General features: G+C 62.0%; 23 protein-coding genes. 13 read left to right on the forward strand and 10 right to left on the reverse strand.

The genetic code is table 11. The annotated features are described in order from the left end of the window. Positions 1-83 precede the first annotated feature (83 nt). Together BUC08_RS16775 and BUC08_RS16780 are read left to right on the forward strand one after the other, a co-directional pair. Positions 84-2,504 carry a GcvT family protein gene (locus BUC08_RS16775; protein ID WP_037928900.1) on the forward strand — a complete coding sequence of 807 codons (2,421 nt, stop codon included), beginning with the start codon at positions 84-86 and terminating at the stop codon, positions 2,502-2,504. A 72-nt stretch (positions 2,505-2,576) separates the two neighbouring features. After that, on the forward strand, positions 2,577-3,701 hold the full coding sequence (locus tag BUC08_RS16780; RefSeq protein ID WP_037928897.1) for a sensor histidine kinase: 1,125 nt from the start codon (positions 2,577-2,579) through the stop codon (positions 3,699-3,701). Here BUC08_RS16780 and BUC08_RS16785 read toward each other — a convergent pair. The 4 genes from BUC08_RS16785 to BUC08_RS24825 form a co-directional block, all read right to left on the reverse strand. Further along, complete coding sequence (locus BUC08_RS16785; protein ID WP_037928895.1) at positions 3,676-4,992, reverse strand: HlyC/CorC family transporter; 1,317 nt, start codon at positions 4,990-4,992, stop codon at positions 3,676-3,678. The two genes, BUC08_RS16780 and BUC08_RS16785, sit on opposite strands and share 26 nt — an antisense overlap. A gap of 108 nt (positions 4,993-5,100) precedes the next feature. After that, positions 5,101-6,075 carry a site-specific tyrosine recombinase XerD gene (locus BUC08_RS16790; RefSeq protein ID WP_037928892.1) on the reverse strand — a complete coding sequence of 325 codons (975 nt, stop codon included), beginning with the start codon at positions 6,073-6,075 and terminating at the stop codon, positions 5,101-5,103. Further along, entirely contained in the window at positions 6,072-7,631 is a 1,560-nt protein-coding gene (locus tag BUC08_RS16795) for a hypothetical protein (protein ID WP_224769574.1), read from the reverse strand. The genes BUC08_RS16790 and BUC08_RS16795 overlap by 4 nt, the downstream gene beginning before the upstream one ends. Next, positions 7,621-7,770, reverse strand: a complete 150-nt coding sequence (locus tag BUC08_RS24825) for a hypothetical protein (protein WP_169741853.1) — start codon at positions 7,768-7,770, stop codon at positions 7,621-7,623. Before BUC08_RS24825 ends, BUC08_RS16795 begins: the two co-directional genes overlap by 11 nt. Positions 7,771-7,850: 80 nt before the next feature. Between BUC08_RS24825 and BUC08_RS16800 the strand changes: the two genes are divergently transcribed. Both BUC08_RS16800 and aroB read left to right on the forward strand, forming a co-directional pair. Then, complete coding sequence (locus BUC08_RS16800) at positions 7,851-8,447, forward strand: shikimate kinase (protein ID WP_037928889.1); 597 nt, start codon at positions 7,851-7,853, stop codon at positions 8,445-8,447. Next, positions 8,440-9,540 carry a 3-dehydroquinate synthase gene (aroB, locus tag BUC08_RS16805; protein WP_037928886.1) on the forward strand — a complete coding sequence of 367 codons (1,101 nt, stop codon included), beginning with the start codon at positions 8,440-8,442 and terminating at the stop codon, positions 9,538-9,540. The genes BUC08_RS16800 and aroB overlap by 8 nt, the downstream gene beginning before the upstream one ends. 21 nt (positions 9,541-9,561) lie before the next feature. On the opposite strand, the gene BUC08_RS16810 is transcribed toward aroB, so the two are convergent. Beyond that, complete coding sequence (locus BUC08_RS16810; RefSeq protein ID WP_037928885.1) at positions 9,562-10,068, reverse strand: single-stranded DNA-binding protein; 507 nt, start codon at positions 10,066-10,068, stop codon at positions 9,562-9,564. Between the two features lie 200 nt (positions 10,069-10,268). On the opposite strand from BUC08_RS16810, the gene BUC08_RS16815 reads away from it, so the two are divergent. Both BUC08_RS16815 and BUC08_RS16825 read left to right on the forward strand, forming a co-directional pair. After that, complete coding sequence (locus BUC08_RS16815; protein ID WP_051694582.1) at positions 10,269-10,853, forward strand: lytic transglycosylase domain-containing protein; 585 nt, start codon at positions 10,269-10,271, stop codon at positions 10,851-10,853. Between the two features lie 293 nt (positions 10,854-11,146). Next, complete coding sequence (locus tag BUC08_RS16825; RefSeq protein WP_037928879.1) at positions 11,147-11,653, forward strand: hypothetical protein; 507 nt, start codon at positions 11,147-11,149, stop codon at positions 11,651-11,653. 52 nt (positions 11,654-11,705) lie between these two features. Here the strand turns inward: BUC08_RS16825 and BUC08_RS16830 are convergent, their stop codons facing one another. From BUC08_RS16830 to miaA, 5 genes are all read right to left on the reverse strand, one after another. Beyond that, positions 11,706-13,790, reverse strand: coding sequence for an ABC transporter ATP-binding protein (locus BUC08_RS16830; RefSeq protein ID WP_037928874.1), 2,085 nt, complete (start codon positions 13,788-13,790; stop codon positions 11,706-11,708). A 93-nt stretch (positions 13,791-13,883) separates the two neighbouring features. Beyond that, the gene (locus BUC08_RS16835) at positions 13,884-15,353 is read right to left on the reverse strand and encodes an ABC transporter permease (RefSeq protein WP_037928872.1); all 1,470 of its coding nucleotides are present in this window, start codon (positions 15,351-15,353) and stop codon (positions 13,884-13,886) included. Between the two features lie 14 nt (positions 15,354-15,367). Further along, on the reverse strand, positions 15,368-16,414 hold the full coding sequence (locus BUC08_RS16840) for an ABC transporter permease (RefSeq protein WP_037928870.1): 1,047 nt from the start codon (positions 16,412-16,414) through the stop codon (positions 15,368-15,370). Between the two features lie 340 nt (positions 16,415-16,754). Beyond that, positions 16,755-17,555 (reverse strand): helix-turn-helix transcriptional regulator, encoded by an 801-nt coding sequence (locus tag BUC08_RS16845; RefSeq protein WP_037928867.1) that lies wholly within the window; start codon positions 17,553-17,555, stop codon positions 16,755-16,757. 93 nt (positions 17,556-17,648) lie between these two features. Continuing rightward, the gene (gene miaA / locus BUC08_RS16850; protein ID WP_051694576.1) at positions 17,649-18,533 is read right to left on the reverse strand and encodes a tRNA (adenosine(37)-N6)-dimethylallyltransferase MiaA; all 885 of its coding nucleotides are present in this window, start codon (positions 18,531-18,533) and stop codon (positions 17,649-17,651) included. 92 nt (positions 18,534-18,625) lie between these two features. On the opposite strand from miaA, the gene pyrH reads away from it, so the two are divergent. The 7 genes from pyrH (at position 18,626) to BUC08_RS25130 (ending at position 24,392) form a co-directional block, all read left to right on the forward strand. Beyond that, positions 18,626-19,366, forward strand: coding sequence for a UMP kinase (pyrH, locus tag BUC08_RS16855; protein ID WP_037928864.1), 741 nt, complete (start codon positions 18,626-18,628; stop codon positions 19,364-19,366). A 109-nt stretch (positions 19,367-19,475) separates the two neighbouring features. Then, complete coding sequence (gene frr, locus BUC08_RS16860) at positions 19,476-20,039, forward strand: ribosome recycling factor (RefSeq protein ID WP_037928861.1); 564 nt, start codon at positions 19,476-19,478, stop codon at positions 20,037-20,039. An 81-nt stretch (positions 20,040-20,120) separates the two neighbouring features. Then, complete coding sequence (uppS, locus tag BUC08_RS16865) at positions 20,121-20,840, forward strand: polyprenyl diphosphate synthase (protein WP_037928859.1); 720 nt, start codon at positions 20,121-20,123, stop codon at positions 20,838-20,840. Further along, positions 20,837-21,631, forward strand: coding sequence for a phosphatidate cytidylyltransferase (locus BUC08_RS16870; protein ID WP_037928857.1), 795 nt, complete (start codon positions 20,837-20,839; stop codon positions 21,629-21,631). The genes uppS and BUC08_RS16870 overlap by 4 nt, the downstream gene beginning before the upstream one ends. Before the next feature lie 6 nt (positions 21,632-21,637). After that, entirely contained in the window at positions 21,638-22,816 is a 1,179-nt protein-coding gene (dxr, locus tag BUC08_RS16875; protein WP_037928855.1) for a 1-deoxy-D-xylulose-5-phosphate reductoisomerase, read from the forward strand. A 4-nt stretch (positions 22,817-22,820) separates the two neighbouring features. Then, entirely contained in the window at positions 22,821-24,170 is a 1,350-nt protein-coding gene (gene rseP / locus BUC08_RS16880; RefSeq protein ID WP_037928853.1) for an RIP metalloprotease RseP, read from the forward strand. 99 nt (positions 24,171-24,269) lie between these two features. Then, a complete protein-coding gene (locus BUC08_RS25130) occupies positions 24,270-24,392 on the forward strand; it encodes a hypothetical protein (RefSeq protein ID WP_263481011.1) in 123 nt (40 codons plus the stop codon). Positions 24,393-24,499: the final 107 nt, after the last annotated feature.

The raw sequence follows: 24,499 nt of genomic DNA on the forward strand, positions 1-24,499 counted from the left end.
CATCGGGCGTCGGAAACGATCAATCTTATGTGCCACAAGGCGGCAGGTTGAGGACCAGGTGAATTCAACAAAGGCCAAACCCCATGCGCACCCATGCCCAAGCTGTCGTGATCGGCGGCGGCGTTATCGGATGTTCGATCCTGTACCATCTGGCCAAGCTGGGCTGGCGGGATGTGGTGCTGCTGGAGCGGGACGAGTTGACCTCGGGCAGCACGTGGCACGCGGCGGCCAATATTCACGGTCTGCATGACAGCACCAACATTAGCCGTATCCAGCATTACACGATGGGTCTTTACAGGGAACTGGAACAGGAAACCGGACAAGGCTGTGGCGTGTTCCAGCCCGGATCGCTGTATCTGGCCCAGACCGAAGCGCGCGAGCATCAACTGCGTTTGCAGGCGGCCAAGGCCAAGCTTTACGGCATGAACTTTTACGAGGTGGACCGCAGCGAGGCCGAGCGGTTGCACCCTTTGGTAAACTTCGACGGTATCCGGTGTATCATGTGGGAGCCCGAGGGCGGCAACGTGGACCCGTCCGGCGTGACCAATGCCTATGCCGCCGGCGCGCGGGCCATGGGGGCCGAGATCGTGCGGTTCTGCCCCGTTACGGGCACGGAGCAGCAGGCTGATGGCACATGGATCGTGCGCACGGAAAAGGGCGATATCGCAACGCCCTGGGTGGTGAACGCCGCTGGCCTCTGGGGGCGCGAGGTGGCGGCGATGGCTGGGCTGACGCTGCCGCTGCAACCAACCGAGCATCAGTATTTCGTGACCGAGACCATCCCCGAGATTGCTGCATTGGATCGCCGTTTGCCCTCGGTCGCCGACCGGGACGGCGAATATTACCTGCGCCAGGAGGGCAAGGGGCTGTTGGTGGGCGCCTATGAAAAAGACATGCGGTTCTGGGCCGAGGACGGGACACCGCCGGGCTTTGGTCACGAACTGTTTGCCGACGATCTGGAACGGATCGAGGACAACATGATGCGGGCCATCGACCGGGTGCCGGTGGTGGGAACGGCAGGGATCAAGCGGGTGATCAACGGGCCGATGATCTGGTCGCCGGACGCCAATGTGCTGTTCGGGCCGGTGCCCGAGTTGCGCGGATATTTCTGTTGCAACGGCATCATCCCGGGCTTTTCCCAATCCGGCGGCATGGGCCTGTTGGCGGCGCAGTGGATCATCGAGGGTGAGACGCAATACGACATGTTCGCATGGGACATGGCACGGTTCGGGGACTGGGCGGACAAGGCCTTTACCAAGGCGCGGGTGCGGGACCAGTATGCAAACCGGTTCAAGATCCATTTCCCCAACGAGGAACGCAGCGCAGGACGCCCTGCGCGCACGCGGCCCGTCTATGATGTCCAAGGTCAGATGGGCGCGGTGTTCGGGCTGAACGCAGGCTGGGAACATCCGCTGTGGTTTGCCGATGCACCGGGCGCGCAGGACACCGACGGGTTCACGCGGCAGAACTGGTGGGGGCCTGTGGGGGCCGAATGCCGGATGCTGCGCGAGCGGGCGGGGATCATCGACATCTCGAATTTTGCGAAATACCGATGCAAGGGGCCGGAGTCCGAGGCGTGGCTGAACGCGGTCTTTGCCAACCGGATGCCTGTCGCGGTGGGGCGGTCGTGCCTGACGCCGCTGATCGGCAAGCGCGGCGGGATCGCGGGCGATTTCACCGTGACGCGGCTTGCGCCAGATGAATTCTGGGTCATTGGCTCGGGCATTGCGGAACGTTATCACCAACGGTTTTTCCGGACTGTGCCCTTGCCGGAAGGAACCAGCTTTGACAGCATGACCGAGGCGATGTGCGGGTTCAACGTGGCCGGTCCCGACAGCCGCGCGCTGTTGCAGCGGTTGACGAATACATCGCTTGCCACGGTGGATTTTCCGTTCATGCGGTCGCAGTGGATCGAACTGGCGGGCGTGCAGGTGCTGGCGCTGCGCGTGTCGTTCACCGGTGATCTGGGGTGGGAACTGCATTGCCGCACGCAGGACCAGGCGCAGCTGTACGCGGCGTTGATCGACGCGGGCAAAACATTTGGCGCTGGCCCCGTCGGCAGCCGCGCGTTGATGAGCTTGCGGATCGAAAAGGGATACGGGTCATGGGGCCGCGAATACAGCCCCGAATACTGGCCGCAAGAGGTTGGGCTGGACCGGCTGTGCAAGATGGACAAGACGTTTTTGAACAGCGATGCACTGGCCACGACGCTGGCTCAGCCTGCGCGAGAGCGGTTGGTGCTGCTGGCGCTGGAGGCCGAGGGCACCGAGGCCTCGCAGGCGGACGCAACGGGCGGTGAGCCGATTTTCAAGGACGGGCAGGGCATCGGGCGGGTGACCTCGGGCGCTTATGGCTATTCGGTCGGTCTGTCGCTGGCGCTTGGCTACGTCAGGGGTGTCGGGGACGGTGAACGGGTTGATGTGATGGTGCTGGGTCGCCCGCATCGCGCCACGATCCTGCACGCGCCGCCCTTTGATCCGAAAGGTACGCTTTTGCGTGCATAGAGGTAACTCGAACCCTTGAACTCGTGACGTGATGGTATAAACCCATTTGATATAGCGTTATGAGGGCCCGGAATGCGCGCACAGCTCCATCCCAAACAGAGCGAACGGCTGGCGCATCTGCGCGAGCTTGGCATTCTGGACACCGAGGCCGAAAGCCAGTTTGATGAAGTCGTTGATCTGGCATCTAAAATCTGCGATGTGCCGATTTCTTTGATTTCCTTGGTGGATGAAACCCGCCAGTGGTTCAAGGCGCGCGTGGGGCTGGATGCACCCCAGACCGATCTGGACCGTTCGATTTGCAGCCATGTGATCCTTCAGGATGATCTGGTCGAGATTTGCGATACGACACTGGATCTGCGCACAGCGGACAATCCCCTGGTCATGGGCGAAGAACACATCCGTTTTTATGCCGGGATGCCGTTGATCTCGGGCGAGGGGTTGCCGATCGGGACGCTGTGCGTTCTGGACACCGAACCGCGCGTTCTGACGGACCTGCAACGTACCACGCTGCGGGTGCTGGGCGCGCAATTGATGCGTCAGATGGAATTGCGGCTGGCCTTGCACCAGGCGGCGGTTCTGCGCGACGAGATCGACCACCGCGTCAAGAATTCGCTGCAAACCGTGGCGTCAGTGGTGCGGATGTATAAGTCGCGGGTCGACAATGCAGCGGCCATCGAAGCGCTGTCGGCGGTCGAGCGGCGCATTGATGCGGTGGCGATGCTGCATCAGGAGCTGTACCAGACCAGCCAGTCGAACCGCGTGTCGCTCGCACCCTATCTGGTGCGCGTGGCCTCGCTGCTCGAGGCGTCGGCACCGTCGAACGTGCGTCTGGACATGGATGTCTGCGAGGTACAGGTGGAATCCTCGACAGCGGCCAATATCGGCATGATCGTCAGCGAATTCACCGCCAACGCGATCAAGCACGCCTTTCCGGGGGGGCGGCGCGGCACGGTGGCCATCACCGTCGAGATGTCCCAAGATCATTCGGAAATGCGCGTGCACTGCCGCGATGACGGCATCGGCAACGCGAACCCGGCCGAAGAGACCGAAGTGACCCGGCTGGGCCAGCGCCTGATGCAGGCCGCTGCCCTTCAGATCGGGGCGGAATTCACGCTTGAGGCGCGGGCAGACGGCTATCACCTGAACATGCAGGTGCCGATGAAAGACGCGCCTAACGCCGAACTAGCGGCCGAATAGCCAGCGCCGCGATGCGGTTGCCGTCGCGGGCGGTGACCTCGAACCGGAAGCCGTGGAACGAAAACACCTGACCGACGTCGGGGATCATCTGGGCCTCGTGGATCACCAGACCGGCGACGGTGTTCGCCTCGTCATCGGGCAAGGTCCATTCGGTCGCACGGTTCAGGTCGCGGATGGTCATCGAGCCGTCGACGATAAACTGTCCGTCCTCGCCGCGTGTCAGCGGGTGGTCGGCGTCGGGGTCGAATTCGTCCGTGATCTCGCCCACGATCTCTTCCAGAATATCCTCGAGCGTGATCAGCCCCTGAAGGCTGCCGTATTCATCCACCACCAGCGCGAAATGCGTGTTCAGACGCAGGAACTGGCGCATCTGGTCATCCAGCGTGGTGGTTTCCGGCACGAAATAGGGGCTCGTGGCCACGTCCAGGATGTTGAACGACTTCAGTGCCTTGGCATCGCCATCCGGGCCGCCGACGATCTTGTACATCGCGCGCAACAGATCCTTGGCATGGACCACACCAATGATGTTTTCCACGTCGTCACGGAACAGCGGCAAGCGGGTGTGGCTGGATTTCAGACATTGCTCAAAGATGGTCTCGGGGTCGTCTTGGGCGTTGATCATCTCGATGCCCGAGCGGTGCAACATGATCTCTTCAACCATGCGGTCCCCCAGATCGAGGGCACCCAGGATACGGTCGCGGTCTTCTTTCTCGACCACACCTTCGGAATGGCCCAGATGCAGCGCGCCCGCGATTTCCTCGCGCACGGCCAGCACGTTGCTGTCGGGGTCGATGCGCACGCCGAACACGAACAAAACGCCGCGCACGAAATAGCGCACAGCCGCCACGATGGGCGAAAACACCAGAATGATCAGCGCAATGGGCCGCGACACGGCGGCGGCTGCGCTTTCGGCGTTGGTGATCGCATAGGTTTTCGGCAACACCTCGGCAAAGATCAGCACCAGCAGCGTCATGACCAACGTTGCCAGCGCCACGCCGCTTTCGCCAAAGACGCGGGTGAACAGGGCAGTGGCCATCGAGGCCGCCAGGATGTTGACAAGGTTGTTGCCCAGCAGGACAGAGCCGATCAGCCGTTCATTGTCTTCGGTGATTTTCAGCGCCCGTTGCGCGCCGCGTGACCCTTTGTCGGCCTGGCTGCGCAGTTTCCCGCGCGATGCCGCCGTCAGGGCGGTTTCCGAGCCGGAGAAAAAGCCGGAAAGAACCAGAAGAAACAGGATGATCCCGCAGGTTATCCAGAAAGCGCCGTCCAGCGTTGCAGAAGAGGGGTCCATTGGTAAGTCTGTGATCCTTGTGGGTTCATAGGGTTATGGGGGCGATGGGCCGCGCATTCAAGGGAATGCAGGCAGATGATTGCAATCCATCGGGCCGGATCGAAGTTTTTATTGTTCGTCCGTCGGAGTCTTGACCGATGTTTTGCGTGCGCTGTCGCCTGCCAGCGGATGATGATCCAGCACCAGTTCCGTCAGGCGCGCGTCCAGCACATGGGTGTAAATCTCGGTCGTGGCCACATCTGCGTGCCCCAGCAGCGCCTGGATCGACCGCAGGTCGGCCCCACCCGCCAGCAGGTGCGTGGCAAAGGCGTGGCGCAGCGTGTGCGGTGTGACCTTGTCGGGGTTCACGCCGCCAGCGAGGGCAAATTCCTTGATCATCAGATAGAAACGATGCCGCGTCAGATGCCCCGCAGCCCCGCGCGACGGAAACAGAAAGCGCGAGGCGGGCTTGCCCTTGGCGCGGGCTGCATCCTCTTGTGCATCGCGGATTTTCAGCCAGTCGACCAGCGCCGCACGGGCCGGTGGGGACAGCGGCACGATGCGTTCCTTGCCGCCTTTGCCCAGGATCAGCAACATGCGCGGATCGCCCCGTGTCGCACTGACGGGCAGTCCGACCAGTTCCGTCACGCGCATCCCCGTGGCATAGAGCAGTTCCATCAAACAGGTGTTGCGCGCTGCATCCGCCTCATTGCGCCCCGATGCGCGGGCGGCCTCCAGCAAGCGGTCGACCTCGGCAATCTCCAAGGTCTTGGGCAGGCGTTTGTCCTGACCCGGACCCGAGATCTGGATCGCAGGGTTTTCGGCGCGCCAGCTTTCCTCGAACGCAAAACGGTACATCTGTTTGATCGACGACAACCGCCGCGCACGGGTGGATTTGGCCAGGCCCTGGTCGTCGCAAAAGACCAGGTAGGCTTCGATGTCGTCCTGTTTCACGGTCTCGAACGTGCGGCCCCGCCGGGTGGCCCATTCGGCGAAATCCTTCAGATCGCGCCCGTAGGCCAACAGGGTGTTCTGTGCAGCCCCCAGTTCGGCGGCCTGCGCTTCGATAAAAGTGGAAATCCAGCGGTCGGTGTCGGCGCTCATAACGCGGGCCTGAGCATGATTTGCAGCGCGGTGCGGCGGGCGTTATCTTCCAGTCCCAGTGCGCGCAGCGTGGCCAGACCCTGACGCAGGTTGTCAGGATCGCCCTTGGCACCTTCGTTCACCATTTCCAGCGCCCCCAGCAGCGCACGCCCCAGTTTGCCGGTGCGCGCCAGCCCGATCAGTTCGGCGTCGGGTGTGGCATTGGCAAAGGCATCGGCCAGCGCCTGTTCCATCGGTCCGTTGGGTTGCGTGCCGGTGGTGTCGCCCTGCGCCAGTGCCACCAGAAACGGCGCACGCGCGGCGGCGGTGGGGTATTGGGCGGCGGCCATTTCGTAAGCCGGTGACAGCAGCATCGTTTCAAAAGCGGCCGTGCTGGCGGCACTGTCCTGCAACGCGGGCAGGCGGTCGCCAAAAAGGTTGGCGAAGGGCACGGCCAGGCCTGCGGCCTGCATCTCGGACCAGGCTTTCGGCAGGGTTTTGGCCACCGCTTCGGCGCTGTTGCTGTTCAAGGCTGTCTCGAACCGCTGCACGGCACGCACCCGGTCCCACAGACCGCCCGATGCGGCGGGCTGCCGGTCGGTGTAAATGCCCAGCAGGCGGTTGTCGGCGATGGCACCGGTTTGTGCCAGACGCTCGACCGCCAACAGTTGCGACCGCCATCCGGCCAGCTCGCGCAGGTCCGCGTTGGCATAGACGCGGGGCCACAGGGTCGTGGAAATCGGGGTGCCGATCGCCTCGTAAACGCGAAAGGCCAGCGGGTCGGCCTTGGCCGGTGTCGGCAGGTCCGCCTCGCCCTCGAACAGGTCAGGGTCGAGGAACCGCTCCAGCATGTCGGCGCGCGCTGCGGTGATCGCGTCCAACGCGCGGGCGGTGCCCAGCAGCAGCACTGCGGTCTCCCAGTCACCTGCGCGGGCGGCACAGAACACCCGTGTGGCGTAATCCGGGCTTAGCGACGGTTTGGTGGTGATCTTGGCACAGGCGGTGTCTTCGGTGCCGGCCAACAGGCTGGCGTCGAAATAGCGGGCAAAGACGGCCCGCGACGATTCCGGGCCGATCTGTTCCAGCAACGCAAGCGCAGGATCAAGCGCGCCCATGCGCAACAACGCATCCACGCGGGCGAGGTTAAAGGTCTCGTCCTGAACGGAAGGCGGCAGCGCCTCGGCCAACAGCAGCGTGTAGAACAGCGACTGCGTGGCGGGCAGGCGGATCGACTTGGCCTCGGCGATGGCATCTGCCAGCTCGGTACCGTCCGACCCTTGCCACAATGTGTCGGGCAGGCCGGTCACCGACGCAGGTGCAAGCCCGACGCGCCGCGCAGCGGGACCGTCCAGCGGCGATACGGTGATCGAGGGCACATTGCCATTGGGGGTGACGGCGGGCTCATCGGTGGGAGGCCTTGTTTGTGCCGCCGGCGTGGGCGCATTGCGCTCCAGCCATTCGATCACCGACAGGGGCGCTTCTTGCGCCTGCGCGGTTCCCACGGACAGGGCAACACCCAGGATCAGGCCTGGGACCCGGCCCGCTCTGGGCGAATTTACGCTGCTCTTATTTGCCATCGAGTGTCACGGGCACACGTACTTCGGCCTGTGGCGGGTCAAAGTCAGCACCGAAAAATGGACCGACATAGGCGTAGACCACCAAACCCAGAAGCCCCAGAACGATTAGATATATCAGATACTTGATTAATTTTCCCATGTCTCAGCCTGCCCCGGGTCTTATGATTTTGACCAAGTTATATATGGCCTTTTCTCCAATATCACGTCATTCACCGGAATATGAGCGAAATTCAGCAATCCATGCCAGATAGTCCAGCAGATACTCCGCAATTTGCCCTGCATAAAACCGTTGTGATGGTGGGAATGATGGGCGCGGGAAAGACCGCCGTCGGCAAGGCGCTGGCGGCGAAGCTGGGCGTGCCCTTCATCGACAGCGATCACGAGATCGAGGCGGCAGCGAACATGACCGTGCCCGAGATTTTCGAGCGTGACGGCGAGCCGTTTTTCCGAATCAAGGAAACCCAGGTGATCTCGCGCCTGCTCGACACGGCCCAGGGAATCCTGTCCACCGGAGGCGGGGCATTCCTGAGCGAGGAAAATCGCAGCAACATTTCGCGGCGGGGCGTTTCCGTCTGGTTGAACGCCGACCTGCCGTTGCTGTGGCAACGGGTGCGTTACAAGGACACGCGTCCTTTGCTGCGCGATCCCGACCCCAAGGGCAAACTGACGCGTCTGTATGAGGCGCGGGTGCCGCTTTACAAGCTGGCCGATCTGCATGTGCCGTCCAAACCGTCGTACAGCATTGACGAAATGGCGGACCGGGTGATTGCGGCGCTGCTGACGCGGCCCGATGTGTTGGAGAAGACTGATGCGTGAAACGGTGCATGTGAACCTGCCGGGGCGTGACTATGACGTGGTGATCGGCACCGGCCTGCTGGCCGAGGCGGGGCTGCATATCGCACCGCTGCTGAAACGGTCGCGGGTGGTTGTGATCTCGGACGAGAATGTCGCGGCCTTGCATCTGTCACCATTGCAAGAGGGCCTGCGCAGCCACGGGATCGACAGTGCCGCGATGACCCTGCCTGCGGGCGAGGCCACCAAAAGCTGGCCGCATCTGATGACCTGCGTCGACTGGCTGCTGGACCAGAAGGTCGAGCGTGGCGATATCGTCGTGGCCTTGGGCGGTGGCGTGATTGGCGACCTGGTGGGCTTTGCCGCCGCGATCCTGCGGCGCGGGGTGCGCTTTGTGCAGATGCCCACGTCGCTGCTGGCGCAGGTGGACAGCTCGGTCGGGGGCAAGACTGGGATCAACGCGCGGCACGGCAAGAACCTGATCGGCGCCTTTCATCAGCCCAGCCTGGTGCTGGCGGATGTGGATGTTCTGGGCACGCTGAACGCACGCGATTTTCTGGCAGGCTACGGCGAGGTCGTGAAATACGGGCTGCTGGGCGATGCCGCGTTTTTTGAATGGCTCGAAGGGCAGGGACCGGCTTTGGCCGCAGGCGACGTGCCTGCACGCGTCGAAGCGGTGCGCCGGTCTGTACAGATGAAGGCCGACATCGTCGCGCGCGACGAGACGGAACAGGGCGAGCGGGCCTTGCTGAACCTTGGGCATACGTTCTGCCACGCGCTTGAAGCCGCAACCGGTTATTCGGATCGGTTGTATCATGGCGAAGGCGTGGCGGTGGGCTGTGCGCTGGCCTTTGCGCTTTCTGCGCGTCTGGGCCTGTGCAGCCAGGAAGAGCCGAGCCGCGTGCGCGCGCACCTGCGGGCCATGGGTATGAAAACCGACCTGGCCGACATCGACGGCGCGCTGCCGGGGCCGCAGGCATTGCTGGAGCTGATGGGGCAGGACAAGAAGGTTGTGAATGGCCAGCTGCGTTTCGTGCTGGCGCGGGGCATCGGTGATGCCTTTGTCACGGGTGACGTGCCGCCCGAGGCGGTGTTGGATGTTCTGCGCGACGCCTAGACGCCGCGCAGACCCAAATCCTTAGAACGGAATTTCGTCGTCCAGGTCGCGCGAAGGTGTGGGCGCGTTGTTGCCACCACCGGAAGACGGACCACCGTAACGGTCATCCGAGGGGCCGCTGTCATAGCCGCCGCCACCACCACCGTAGTTGCCGCCACCGCCGCCGCCACCACCGCTTGGGCCGTCCAGCATGGTCAGCGTGCCGCCGAACCCTTGCAGAACAACCTCGGTCGAATAGCGGTCCTGACCGGATTGATCCTGCCATTTACGCGTTTGCAACTGGCCTTCGATATACACTTTCGAGCCCTTCTTCAGGTACTGCTCGGCAACGCGCACCAGCCCCTCTTGGAAGATGGCAACCGAATGCCATTCGGTCCGCTCTTTGCGCTCACCGGTGTTTCGGTCTTTCCATGTCTCGGAGGTGGCGATGCGCAGGTTGCACACCTTGCCGCCGTTCTGAAAGCTGCGCACTTCGGGATCGCGGCCCAGATTGCCGATAAGGATCACTTTGTTCACTGAGCCAGCCATGATGTCCTCTCACTCATTCGTACCCGATCGGGCGATTCCCGAACGGTCGTGACAACCTACAGACTGGTCGGAACATGGTAAACAGAAGCCTAAAGGATATTGGCACCTTATGGGGTGGCCCAAGGCACAAGATCAAGTATAGTGCGCCAACGGGTGAAACCAGAGCCGTGCGGGCTTTGTCGATCTGGGGGCTGAGATTTATGCGCGTATGTATTTCTGCGCTGGTGATAGGTGCGACACTGGCGGGGGCCGCGCATGCGGACGTGTTTTCGACGCGCAGCCGCGGCAAGTTGTTCGGATCACAGACAAAAGTTTTGGACAGCCGCGCGGCGCAACAATACACGGCGTCGGTTCAGCTGCAGCCGCCCAAGGTGAACACACCGACCAAATGGAACATGAACCCGGCCTATAACGGCAAGTACAAGGGCATCTATCTAAGCGCTGCCCGCGAGGCTGCGCGCCGCCATGGTGTGCCCGAGGACCTGTTCTTGCGGTTGATCCAGCAGGAATCAGGCTGGAACCCCACGGCCAAATCGCACAAGGGGGCGCTGGGTCTGGCGCAACTGATGCCCGCCACGGCACGGCGTCTGCGGGTGGACCCCAGCGATCCGCACGAAAATCTGGAAGGCGGCGCACGTTATCTCAGCCAGCAATACCGCACCTTTGGAAGCTGGCGGTTGGCGCTGGCTGCATATAACGCGGGTCCTGCGGCCGTGAAACGCCACAACGGCGTGCCACCCTATAAGGAAACCCAGAATTACGTCAAAGTGATCTGGGGCAGCTAAGCGGTATCTTCGGGACGCTTTGGTTGTGACGCGCTGCATTTCGGCGCGTGACGCCTGACGTGCGACACAGGCAGGTTCCCGCCGCCGTCAGAAATCACCGCTTTGTTGTCAGGAATGGGCTCATCCCTCGGGCTGGTTTCTGAAAAATCCTTTAGTTTCAGGTTTTTGAGCGCACTTCCGCTGGCGCTGCCCAGGGATCGCTGCCGTTTTGCCTCCCGCTTCGGAACCAAATCAACGCGCGGCCCGTTGTTCAGCACAACCTGGGCCATAACGGCCGTTGAAGGAGCAAGACCATGAAAACGACTTTTGCAAAACTGACTGCTGTGACCGCGCTCGCCCTGCTGCCAATTGGGGCTTTCGCCGAGACGCCGATTTCTGAAGTGAACGTTCATGCGAATTTGAATGAAAACGTCGACGCCAACGCGATGCAATATTATCCGCAGATCGAAACGGACGTTCAGCGCCTGATCGCCGAACGTCTGGACCTGACCGGCGACGCGGGCGATCCGATGATTGATGTCGAGATCAAGGGCGTGCTGCTGGATGGCGATTCCGTGCTGCCTGAAAGTGCTGAGTTCAACGAACTTCGCGCCACGATCAACTACACCGATGACAACAACGAGATCAACGCCGAGGCCTATCCCGTCTGGATCAAGGCATCGACAGGCGAAACACCGATGGACGGCGTGATCTATCTCGCACCCGGCCAGGATGATTTCTATGTTGCGATGATCTCGACGTTGGCCGACACGGTTGTCGACAACATCCCCGAGATTTCCCGCATCGATAAATCTAAATAATCGACGTACGTCAGTACCTTAAGGGCCGCAGTTCATGCTGCGGCCCTTTTCGTTATTCGGCGGCGATCTGGATCACGGGTTCCATTTCCGCAAATCTCTCTGCGCTCAGGTGGCATTTGACCTGATGTCCCGACGCCAGGTCCCGCAGGGGCGGCACCTCTGTTTCACACAAGTTCCCCGGCACCTGTGCCTTCCAGCCACACCGCGTCTGGAACGGGCAGCCGGACGGCGGGTTCATGGCCGAGGGAATTTCCCCTTCCAACACGATGTGTTTCTTTTTCACCTTGGTGTCCGCAATCGGCACGGCGGACAGCAGCGCCTCGGTATAGGGATGGTAGGGGGGCGCAAACACCTGCTCCGTGGTGCCCAGTTCGACCACATGGCCCAGGTACATCACCATGACGCGGTCCGCGAGGTATCGCACGATGCTCAGATCGTGGCTGATGAACAGCAGCGTTGTCTTTTGTTCGCGCTGGATCTCCATCAGCAGATCGGTCACCGCCGCCTGTACCGACACATCCAGCGCCGATACGGGTTCGTCCGCCACCACGATCCGCGCGTCGCCGGCAAAGGCGCGGGCGATGCCGACCCGCTGTTTTTGCCCACCCGACAGCTGTCGCGGCATCCGGTCGGCAAATTCGCGGGGCAGTTTGACCAGATCCAGCAGCTCTAGCATCCGCTGCCGTCTGTCGGCTGCGGTCTTGCCTATCTTGAAAATCTCCAGCGCCCGGATGATCTGGCGGCCCACGGTCATTGACGGGTTCAGCGTGTCAAAGGGGTTCTGGAACACCATCTGCACGTCGGCAACGGTCTGCGTGTCGCGCTTTTCAATCGGCGTGTCCTGAATGTCGTGGCCGTCCAGGGTGATCGTCCCCTCGGTCGCGGTCTCCAACCCCATCAGAACCTTGGCAAAGGTCGATTTCCCGCATCCGCTTTCCCCGACAATTGCCAGCGTTTCGGATTCGCGCGCCTCGAAGCTGAGCGTTTCGTTCGCCTTGACGACCCTGGTCGCAACACCACCGAACAGCGCGTTGGCGGCGACCTCGTAATATTTCTTGAGGTTGTCCATGCGCAGCACGACATTGCCGACCTCGCCCTTTTCCTTGACCTCGGCCTGCAGGGGCGGGGCCTGCCAGTCGATTTCCTGAAAGCGCAGGCAGCGGGTGTTGTGCACATCGTCGCCGGGCACGGGGAACATCGGGATATCGCCTTGGTCACAGCGCCCAGCCTGAAAATAGTCACAACGCGGGCCAAAGTTGCAGCCCTGGGGGCGTTCGTGGGGCAGGGGAAAATTGCCGGGGATGGCGATCAGGGGGCGCGTGTTCTTGTCGGCACCGGGCAGCGGGATCGAACGGAACAGCGCCTGCGTATAAGGGTGCTGCATTTCGTCAAAGACATCCTCGATGCTGCCGCGTTCGACGGCTTCGCCGGAATACATCACACAGATGCGGTCACAGGTCTCGAGCACCAGCCCGAGGTTGTGGCTGATGAACAGCATCGAGGTGCCATATTTCTTGCCCAGATCCTTAACCAGCTCCACCACCGCAGCCTCTACCGTCACGTCCAGCGCCGTGGTCGGCTCGTCCAGGATCAGCAGCGACGGCTCGGACATCAACGCCATGGCGATCACGATCCGTTGTTGCTGGCCGCCCGACAACTGGTGTGGATAGGCATCCAGTATCCGCTTGGGATCGGGCAGCTTTACATCCGTCACCACCTGCAGGGCCCGCGCGCGCGCCTCTTTCTCGCTCATGCCGGCGTGGATCATCGGCACTTCCATCAGCTGCCTGCCGATCTTCATCGCCGGGTTCAGAGAGGCCATCGGCTCCTGGTAGATCATCGCGATGTCCGACCCGCGAATGCGACGCAATTCCTTTTGTGACATGGTCCCCAGATCCTGGCCCTTGAACTTGATCGAGCCACCCACGACGCGCCCGTTCACGCCCAGGTCCTGCATGACCCCCAAGGCCACGGTGGATTTTCCGCATCCGCTTTCACCCACCAGCCCGACGGCCTCGCCCGGCTGGACGCTGAGGGAAAAGTCCATGACCGCAGGAATTTCACGCAGGCGGGTGAAAAACGAAATCGACAGCTTGTCGATTTCCAGAATGGGGCCGTCATATGCGTCTTTGACCATTGTCGTTCTCCCTCGCCTCAACGCCCTTTGGGGGCTTGTTTCGGCCTCAAATATCCCGGTGGGCGGGGCAGCGCCCCCGAACCCACCCTGTCCTCAATCGCGCAAGGATTCCTCGCGCAGCCCGTCCGCCAGCAGGTTCAGCCCCAACACCAGCGTCATCAGCGCAAAGGCCGGTGCCATGGCGGCATGGGGATAGATCGACAGCAATTGCCTGCCGGAATTGATCGTGGTGCCCCAATCCGGGCTTTCGCTCTCCAGCCCCAAGCCAAAGAACCCCAGCGTGCCCAAAAGGATCGTCGTGTAGCCGATGCGCAGGCAGAAATCGACAATCAGCGGTCCACGGGCATTGGGCAGGATTTCCCATAACATGATGTACCACGGACCTTCGCCTCGGGTCTGTGCGGCGGCCACATAGTCGCGTGTCTTGATGTCCAGCGCGAGGCCACGCACGATGCGAAACACCGTGGGTGCGTTGACAAAGACCACCGCCACAAAAACCGTCAGCAACCCGCTGCCCATGTCGATCCAGTCCAGCGCCGCGGGCAGCCCGGGAATGCGGTAGCTGTCATTGGCCACAATCGACCCGTTGTTCGAAATCAGCGCCAGATAGGTCCACACCAGCCCGCCCAGGACCACGATCAGCAACGGCGTGCGCAGGGCAGGTTGCGTGAAATAGCGCGCGTTCAGCAGCACCGCGCAGAAAATGATCGGAAAGGCAAAAAGCACGGCAGCCATGAAATTGGGTATGCCTGTTGCCACGATCTCGGGGGTGACCAGCAGGTAGAACAGCAAGATCACCGGAAAGGCGAGGATCAGGTTGGCGAGGAAGGACAGGAACGTGTCCAGCCGCCCGCCGTAATACCCTGCGGGCAGGCCCAGCGTGATGCCCACCATGAAGGCGAACAGCGTCGCCATCGGTGCGATCTTGACCACGATCCACGCGCCCTTGATCAGCCGCGAGAACACATCGCGCGCCAAGTTGTCGCCGCCCAGCAGGAACCACTGGTAATCCTGTTCTCCTGCACCGCTCAGGGGTGTGCCGGGCAGCTTGTTCTTCATGCCCGGGAACTGGCTCAGCGGGTCATGGGTGATCAGCATGTCAAATGCGCCGCCCATGATGCCGGTGACCACCCAGAACATCACCAGCGCAAAGCCGATCATGCCGATGGTGCTGTCAAAAAGCTTGCCGTAAAGCCCCAGCTTGCGCTTGAAGGTGATCGAGACGGCGAACAGCACGATCAGCACGATCCAGACAGGCAGCATGTTGCGCGCAAGCCCACCGACGATACCCGCGCGCGTGCCCAGGATCACACCGCCCAGCACATAGATCAACACCAGCGTCGCCAGCGCGGAGAAGCTGTAGCGTACGGCCTTGGACAGCACGCCGGTCACACCGACCGGTCCTGTCAGCGTGCCATCGCTGTTCACACCCGGCCGTGCGGCGGCGGGTCCGAACACCGCAAAAACCATGCGCGCAACGACCGACACGGCCAGCGCCGCCGCCACCGCGAAAAAGGCGACATTCAGACCGCTCAGGGTGCCTGTCCATATCAAGGGTTCCATGTCTCAGGCCTTCCTCATGAAATGCGTATGCGCGGGTTCAGGAGGACATAGCCGATGTCCGAGATCAGCTGTGTCAGCAGCACAACGATCACCGAAACGACCGACACGGCCAGCAACAGCTCGATGTCGTTGCCGCCTGCAGCTTGTACAAGAACCCAGCCGAAGCCTCTGTAATTGAACAGGGTTTCCACGATAACCACGCCATTCAACAGCCACGGTATCTGCAGCATGATCACCGTGAACGGTGCGATCAGCGCATTGCGCAGGGCGTGTTTCAGCACGATGTTGCCAAAGCTGACACCCTTGAGCCGCGCGGTTCGGATGTATTGCGTGGTCATCACCTCGGTCATCGACGCACGGGTCATGCGGGCGATGTACCCCATGCCGTAGAGCGCGATGGTCAGAACCGGCAGGGTGAAATTCTCGAAGGTAATATCCTCCATCGCCGATCTCGCTGACCCCTTGAACCATTTCAGCCCAAAGGCCGAGGACGAGAACACCGCGATAAAGATCACGCCCGAGACATATTCCGGCGTCGCCGTCGTGGCGATCGAGAATGTCGACAGCGACCGGTCCAGCGCCGACCCTTCGCGCATCCCCGCCAGCACGCCGACAATCAACGAGGCAGGCACCATGACCAGAAGGACAAAGCCCATCAGCGTGCCCGTCTTGCCCAGCCGGTCGAGCACAATGCTGCCGACGTCATCCTTGAACACGGTCGACTGGCCCCAATTGCCTTGCAGCACGCCGCAAAAGGTCGGGCGCTGTTCGGGCGGGGCATCTTTGGCAAAACAACGTCCCGTAACGGTGCCATCCGGGCTTTGGGTGACCCAACCGGGCACGACGCCCAGCCAGCGGCCGAATTTGACCGGCATGGGGTCCAGATAGCCGCGTTTGTCCAGAAAGCTGCTCACCGCTTCATCCGACATGCGCACGTTGCCTTGGGATTTGGCCAGCTTTTCAAGGTTCGGGTAAAGGTTTGTGAGGAAAAACACGATAAAGGTCAGGCACAGCGCCGTGACGATCATGACGCCCAATCTTCTGAGGATGAATAGTCCCATGGATGCCCCTGTTGGTAGGCTGCGACGGTGCGCTGCGTCGCGGATGGTGACCTGCCGTCTGGCGTGGCCGTTCTGATGCTGGATTGGCCTGTTGCGACCGTTTGCGCCGGATGGGTGGCGATCTGGCTCCCTGTTCGAATGCCCATTTTGCAGGTCGGCGTCGATCCGGCGACCGTGCGGTCATCAAGATGGCGCGCGGCGGGCAAATGGCAAATGTGTTCTGCCATCTGGCAACAATGAAAATCCGGGGTCAACGGAAGGTTTCGGATTTGACGGAATAAAAGCGACACGAAAGTTGCACGAAAGCGACATTCGCGGCGGCTGTGTCCCCGAGGGAGGCTCAGATCGCGCGTGGGTTCGCGGCCTTGCGCAACTGGCTTGGGGTCTTGCCGGTCTGCGTCTGGATATAGCGCGTGAAATAGGCCGCGCTGCCGAACCCAAGGTGGCGGGCGATGTCCTGCATCGGCACATCGGTGTCCTCAAGCGCTGCGCGTGCCGCGTGCAGGATGCGCTGGCTCAGCAGTTCGGCGGCGGTGTGGCCGGTTGCAGTCTTGCAGGCACGGGCCAGATGGGTGCCGGTCACGCCCAGGGCGTCGGCGTGTTCGCCCGAGCTCATACCGTTGGCATAGTCGCGGGCAATGCGGGCGCAATAGCGCGCAGACAGCCGCGCGCCGGCGTTCTGTTTTTGCGGCAGGTGGTCATCCTCGGCCATCTGGCGCCGCAGCCAAACGGACACCAGTGCCATATAGCCGTCCAGCGCGTCCTGCGTCAGGCTGCGTTTGGCTGTAGCCTCGCGCGCGGCAGCATCCAGAAAACCGGTCAGTTCCGTGATCGGGCCACTTTCGCGCAGGCGCAGCTGGCGCGGGGTCTGGGGCAGGCGCACTTCGGTGCCGACAGGGATCGTGGCCATCAGCCCGATGCTCTGGCGGCTCAGCTCCAGCGCGAACAATTCGCCCGCAGGCACAAAGATCGCATTGTGCGCGCCGACACCGCGCCGTGTGCCGTTCAACAACAGCCGACCCTGTCCGCGCGTGGTCCAGATCAAAAGGTGTTGGGGCAGGTCATGCACCAGCGTCCAACGCCAGTCGTGCGCCCCGCCTGCAGGGGTGAGCGTGGTGATACGGATGGCATCAAGGGTCATGGTGCCATCTATACGTGTTTGTTTGATAATTGCAATATTTCTGGCGGTTACCCCCTGAAATGCGGCAAGAATATGTTCAAAGTGAAAGCGTGTTCAACCTGCAGACGGGTCAACCCATTGCCAATGCGCCATTTTCGAGCGCTGCCATGTGCGTTGGCGCTTGGCGTATTGCCGCGTGGCGATCACCGCAGCCTCGCGGGCCTCGTCAAGGGTCGCATCCCCCTGCGCATAGGCCATCAGTTCGGGCACGCCAATCGCGCGACAGCTGGGCAAGGCGGGGTCATAGCGGTCGCGCATGGCGGCGACCTCGTCCAGCGCGCCGCCCGCCAGCATCATGTCGAACCGCTGCGCGATACGCGCGTTCAGCCAGTCGGGTGGACTGCTGAGCGCGATGCAGGTGGCGGCCCCTTCGGACAAGAGGGGCGGCGGCGTGTCGTCGTGCCATGCGGCCAGCCCGCGACCCGTGGCCTGCAGGACTTCCCACGCGCGCTGAACCCGCGCACGGTTGTTGGTGTCGATCCGCGCGACGGTCTCGGCGTCCAGCGCGGCCAGCAGGTCGGCAAGTGGGATCGCATCGCCGCGCTTGCGCACATGGTCCGGCGTTGCGGGTATCTCGGCCAGTCCCTTGGTCAGTGCGGTAAAATACAGCCCCGTGCCACCGACGATGATGGGCCGCGCGCCGTCCGACAACAGCGGTGCGACCTCGCGCAGCCAATGACCGGCAGAATAGGGCGCATCATAGGCCACATGCCCGTACAAAAGATGTGGCGCGCGCGCCAGATCGGCCGCGTCAGGCCGTGCGGTGACCACCTGCCAGCAATCGTAAACCTGGCTGGCATCGGCGTTCACGATCACACCGCCCTGCGCCTCGGCGATGGCCAGTGCCAGCCCGGATTTGCCCGAGGCCGTCGGCCCCGCGATCAGCACAGGGCGCCGGGGATCAACCAAAGACAGATCAAATGACCCCAAAGCGCCCATTTCTTGCCGATACCTTTGTGCAGTGCATTGAACTGAGCGGGGTTTTAGGACAGTTTGCGCCCAAACAAAACTGCCCAAAACCGGAGAACCCCATGAGCGAAGAGATCCAAGCTGCCTCGGATGTCACATTCAAACGTGTGATGCTGAAAATTTCCGGCGAGGCGCTCATGGGTGATCAGGGTTTTGGCCTGCATCCGCCCACCGTCGAACGCATTGCCCGCGAGGTGCAGTCGGTGCAGGAACTGGGCGTCGAAATCTGCATGGTCATCGGCGGCGGCAACATCTTTCGCGGCCTGCAAGGCTCGGCGCAGGGGATGGAGCGGACGACAGCGGATTACATGGGGATGCTGGCCACGGTGATGAATGCGCTGGCGATGCAATCCTCGCTGGAAAGCCTGGGCATTCACACGCGGGTGATTTCCGCGATCACCATGAACGAGGTGGCCGAACCCTATATCCGTCGCCGGGCCGTGCGCCACCTTGAGAAAAAGCGGGTCTGCATCTTTGCCGCGGGCACCGGCAACCCCTATTTCACCACCGACACTGCCGCCGCACTGCGGGCCAACGAAATGGCCTGCGAGGCGATTTTCATGGGCAAGAACGGTGTCGACGGGGTCTATGACAAGGACCCCAAGAAATACCCCGATGCCAAACGCTATGACGTGGTCAGCTATGACGACGTGTTGCAAAAGCGGCTTGGCGTCATGGACGCATCGGCCATTGCGCTGACGCGGGACAACAATCTGCCGATCATCGTTTTTTCGCTGGACGAGCCGGGTGGCTTCAAGGGTATCCTGGCAGGCAAGGGCACTCATACGCGCGTTCAGGGCTAGGCCCACTGCGCGCCATCACGCGAAAGCCTGCTGGCCTTTGGGCCGTGGGTTGATCTATACCCGCACCACGCCCGGGGAAGGGGCGCGCGACCAATAAGGGGAAAACCTCATGTCCGAAGACTTTATGCTGGATACCGACGATCTGAAGCGGCGCATGGACGGTGCCATTTCTGCGCTGAAAACCGAATTTGCCTCATTGCGCACGGGCCGCGGGTCGGCGTCGATGCTGGAACCTGTGATGGTCGAGGCCTATGGCCAGCGCACGCCGATCAACCAGGTCGGAACGGTCAACGTGCCCGAGCCGCGTATGGTCACGATCAACGTCTGGGACAAATCCATGGTCAATGCGGTGGAAAAGGCGATTCGCGAAAGCGGTCTGGGCATCAACCCGCAGCTGAACGGCACCATCATCATGCTGCCGATCCCCGAACTGAACGAAGAGCGCCGCCGCGAACTGTCGAAAGTCGCGGGGCAATACGCCGAACATGCCCGCGTCAGCATCCGCAACGTGCGCCGCGACGGTATGGACCAGATCAAGAAGGGCAAGGCTGACGGCCTGTCCGAGGACGACCAGAAGATCTGGGAAGGCGAAGTTCAGGATATGACCAACGCCTATATCAAGCAGATCGATGATGCGCTTGAGAACAAGCAGGCGGAGATCATGCAGGTCTGACCGGATCTGACTTGCGTCACTGCGGCACCGGGTCCGAACAGTGGCCATCGTTCACCTCGTCACTGCATTAGGAGCCTCGCCATCGCTGATCTGCCCCCAAACGGCCCGCGTCATGTTGCCATTATCATGGATGGCAACGGCCGTTGGGCAACCCAACGCGGGCGGCCGCGCCTGTTCGGTCACCGGGCCGGGGCAAAGCGCGTGCGCGAGGTGGTGGAAAGCTGCCCGGATGTCGGTGTCGAATATCTGACGATCTTCGCCTTCTCGACGGAAAACTGGCGCCGGACCCAGACCGAGGTGGCCGGGCTGATGAGCCTGTTTCGCATGTATATCAGCCGCGAGGCCCGCGCGCTGGACGAATTCGGGGCGCGGGTGCGGTTCATCGGCGACCGGGTCAAGCTGGACGCCAAGCTGGTCAAGCTGATGGACGACCTCGAGGTGCTGACCCAGAATAACACCTCGGTGCACCTGACCATCGCGCTGAACTACGGGGGGCGGGACGAAGTGGCCCGTGCGACCAAGCGGCTTGCACAGGATGTGGCCTCCGGGAACCTCAAGCCCGAGGACGTGGACGAGGAAACGCTGCCCAAATATCTGGACACCTGCGTGCTGCCCGATCCCGACCTGGTGATCCGCACATCGGGCGAGGCGCGGATTTCGAACTTTTTGCTGTGGCAGTCTGCCTATGCCGAATATGAATTTATCGATACGCTGTGGCCGGATTTCACCAAGGAGGAATTCGCGCGGTTGTGCGCCTCTTACGGGGGCCGCGACCGCCGGTTCGGAGGGGTAAAGACATGAACACGAGCGATACGAAATGGTCTGATCTGGCGGTGCGCATGGGGTCGGCAACGGTTCTGGTGATCGTGGGGCTGGCCGGTGTGGCCATTGGTGGACATGCGTTCAACGTGATGGTGGCTCTGATCTGCGGGCTGTCGGTCTGGGAACTGGTGCGGATGCTGACCCCACGCACCCCTGCGGTGGCATGGCAGCTGGCACTGTTGTCGGGTGTGGCGCTGTTGCTGTCGGGCTACCTGCCTGCGGGCTGGGCCTTGCCGGTGCTGCTGGCACCGATGATGGTGGGCTTTGGGCAACTGTCGCAGCATCGCACGATCTTTATGTCCTATGCGGTTCTGGTGCAGCTTGCGGGCTTTGGCATGATGTCGGTGCGCGACGAGCTTGGCTTTGGCTGGATGCTGTGGCTGGTGGTGGTCGTGGTGGTCACCGATGTTGTCGGTTATTTTGCAGGTCGGATGATCGGTGGGCCGAAATTCTGGCCGCGCGTCAGCCCGAAAAAGACATGGTCCGGCACCGCCGCGGGTTGGGTCGGGGCGGCTGTGGTCGGCTGGATCACCATGATCGTGACCGGCGCCACCAGCGAGTTGATCGGGATTTCCATCGCTATTTCAATGGCATCCCAGATGGGCGACATCGCGGAAAGCGCGATCAAGCGGCACATGGGCGTCAAGGACAGCAGCACGCTGATCCCCGGACACGGCGGTTTTCTCGACCGGTTTGACGGGATGATGGGGGCGTCGGTGTTCCTGCTGATCGTGGGACAGATCATCGGCTTCCCGCCCGGATTGGTCTGAGCCGGCATGACGCGCAGGCGTATCAGCATTCTGGGGGCCACAGGGTCCATCGGGCAGAACACCATTGACCTGATCAAACGGGATCTGGCGGCCTACGAGGTCGTGGCGCTGACGGGTGCAGGCAACATAGCGCAACTGGCGACCGACGCGCGGGCGTTGAGAGCGCAGGTGGCCGTGACTGCGGACGCGCACCGTCTGGACGATCTGCGCGCGGCCCTGGCCGGATCGGGGATCGAGGCGGCCGCGGGCCAGGCGGCCCTGTCCGAGGCCGCAGCGCGCCCTGCCGACTGGGTGATGTCCGCGATCGTCGGTGCAGCGGGGCTGGCCCCCGGCATGGCGGCGTTGGAACAGGGCGCAACACTGGCGCTGGCCAACAAGGAGTCGCTGGTCTGCGGGGGCACGTTGATCCTTGAGACCGCGCGCAAGCACAACGCGCGACTGCTGCCGGTCGACAGCGAACACAGCGCCGTGTTCCAGGCGCTGGTGGGCGAGGATATGGCAGCGGTTGAACGCATCGTCATCACCGCATCGGGCGGCGCCTTCAGCGACTGGCCGCTGGCCGACCTGCCCAATGCGACGCTGGCGCAGGCGTCGAGCCATCCCAATTGGGACATGGGCCAGCGGATCACCATCGACTCCGCGTCGATGTTCAACAAGGCCTTGGAAGTCATTGAAACGCGAGAGTATTTCGGCGTTGAACCTGACAAGATCGAAGTGCTGGTGCACCCCGAATCCATGATCCACGCGCTTGTCGGCTTTCACGACGGGGCGCTGATGGCGCATGTGGGGCCACCCGATATGCGCCATGCCATCGGCTATGCGTTGCACTGGCCTGAACGGCGCGCTCTGCCGGTCGAACGGCTGGACCTTGCGGCCATCGGCAGCCTGACCTTTCGCGCTCCGGACACGGCCCGCTGGCCTGCATTGCGGCTGGCGCGCGAGGTGATGGCGCGCGGCGGGCTGGCGGGGGCGGTGTTCAACGCCGCCAAGGAAACCGCGCTGGACGGATTTATCGCAGGCCATCTGAGTTTTACCGCCATGGCCGAAGTGGTCGAACAGGTGCTGACGCAGATGGACGCGGCGGGCGGTCACATTGACGCCCAAATGACACTTGATAACGTCGTCGCTGCTGACCATTTGGCACGCAGGACCGCGCGAAACATAATAGAAAAAAGAGCAGGGTAGAGTTTTGGACATTATCGGATTGCTTCCACAGGCCGGCGGGCTGATCTGGATCGTCGTCGCCTTTGTCGTGGCGCTGAGCATCATCGTGACGATCCATGAATATGGTCACTATATCGTCGGTCGCTGGTCGGGCATCCATGCCGATGTGTTTTCTTTGGGTTTTGGTCCGGTGATCTACAAACGCACCGACAAACGCGGGACCCAATGGCAAATCGCGGCGCTGCCCTTTGGGGGCTATGTCAAGTTTGCGGGCGACGCGAACGCAGCCTCGGGCAAGGACACGGACGCCATGCAGGCGGTGGAAGCCGATGCCGTGGCGCTGCGGCGGACCATGCATGGTGCACCGCTTTGGGCACGTGCCGCGACCGTGGCCGCGGGGCCTGTGTTCAACTTTGTCTTTTCGATCCTGTTGTTTGCTGCCCTGTTCCTGGGGTCGGGAACAACACGCGACCAACTGACGGTTGGTGAATTGCGCGCATTGCCGACCGAGGTGAACGAATTGCAGCCGGGCGACGAGATCCTGCAAATCGCAGGCAAATCGGTTCCCTTGATCAGCGAGGACAGCTTTGGGCCGTTCCTGAGCAGTGTGCCCAAGACAGAGCAACTGGACTACCGGGTCAGGCGCGATGGCGCGGAACTGGATGTTCAGGGGCCCCAGATCTTTCCGCCGCTGGTCGTCGGGCTTGTTCCGCGCAGTGCCGCCTATCAGGCGGACCTGGACGTGGGTGACGTGATCGTAGGCGTGAATGGCACGCCGATCTCCGTCTTTGATCAACTGAAAACCAATGTCGAGGCTTCGGACGGGGCGCCCGTGGCGCTGACAGTCTGGCGAGATGGGGCCATCCTGGACAAGACCCTGTCGGCCAAGCGTGTCGACGAACCGCAGGCCGATGGCAGTTACACAACCGAATGGCGTATCGGCATTGTCGGCGGCATGGCATTCGAACTGGCGACCGAGCCGATGGGCGTCTGGCGTGCGCTGAGTGACGGGGTCATCGAAACAGGCGGCATCATCACCGGCTCGCTGTCTGGCCTGGGTCATATCATCACCGGCGCAATCAGCACCTGTAACCTGTCAGGCCCCATCGGTATCGCGCAAACTTCGGGCGCGATGGCAAGCCAGGGCACGCAGTCGTTTTTGCGGTTCATCGCGGTGCTGAGCACGGCAGTAGGCTTGTTGAACCTGTTCCCGATCCCGGCGCTGGATGGCGGTCACCTGGTGTTTTACGCCTATGAGGCGGTGATGAAGCGTCCGCCCAGCGATGGTGCGCTGCGCATCCTGATGGGGATCGGTTTGACCCTGGTGCTGACGCTGATGATTTTTGCCCTTGGAAACGATATTTTCTGCCCCTGACGGGGCAGGTCGACAGGGGTGCCACAGTTTCGCCACATTCCGACAAACTGACGCCATAATGGCTGTTTATGCACGTTCCGAGAAAAAGGAATATGCATCATGCAAACACTGCAAAACGGTTACAAAGGCCTGAGCCTTTTGATGTTGCTGAACTGGGATCGTGCGCTTTGTCTGGGTACGATAGCGGTCGCGTTGGGCGTTGCCACTTATATTGCCGGCTGATTGCGGGCAACTTCATTACAACTTGTAACAGCCCGCCGTTCACGGCGGGCTTTGTCGTTTTGACAAGCCACCCCTTCTTGGGTACTCAGAAGATCAATGGGTGTCTA

This window comes from Pseudosulfitobacter pseudonitzschiae, from assembly GCF_900129395.1.
Taxonomy (GTDB): Bacteria; Pseudomonadota; Alphaproteobacteria; order Rhodobacterales; family Rhodobacteraceae; genus Pseudosulfitobacter; species Pseudosulfitobacter pseudonitzschiae.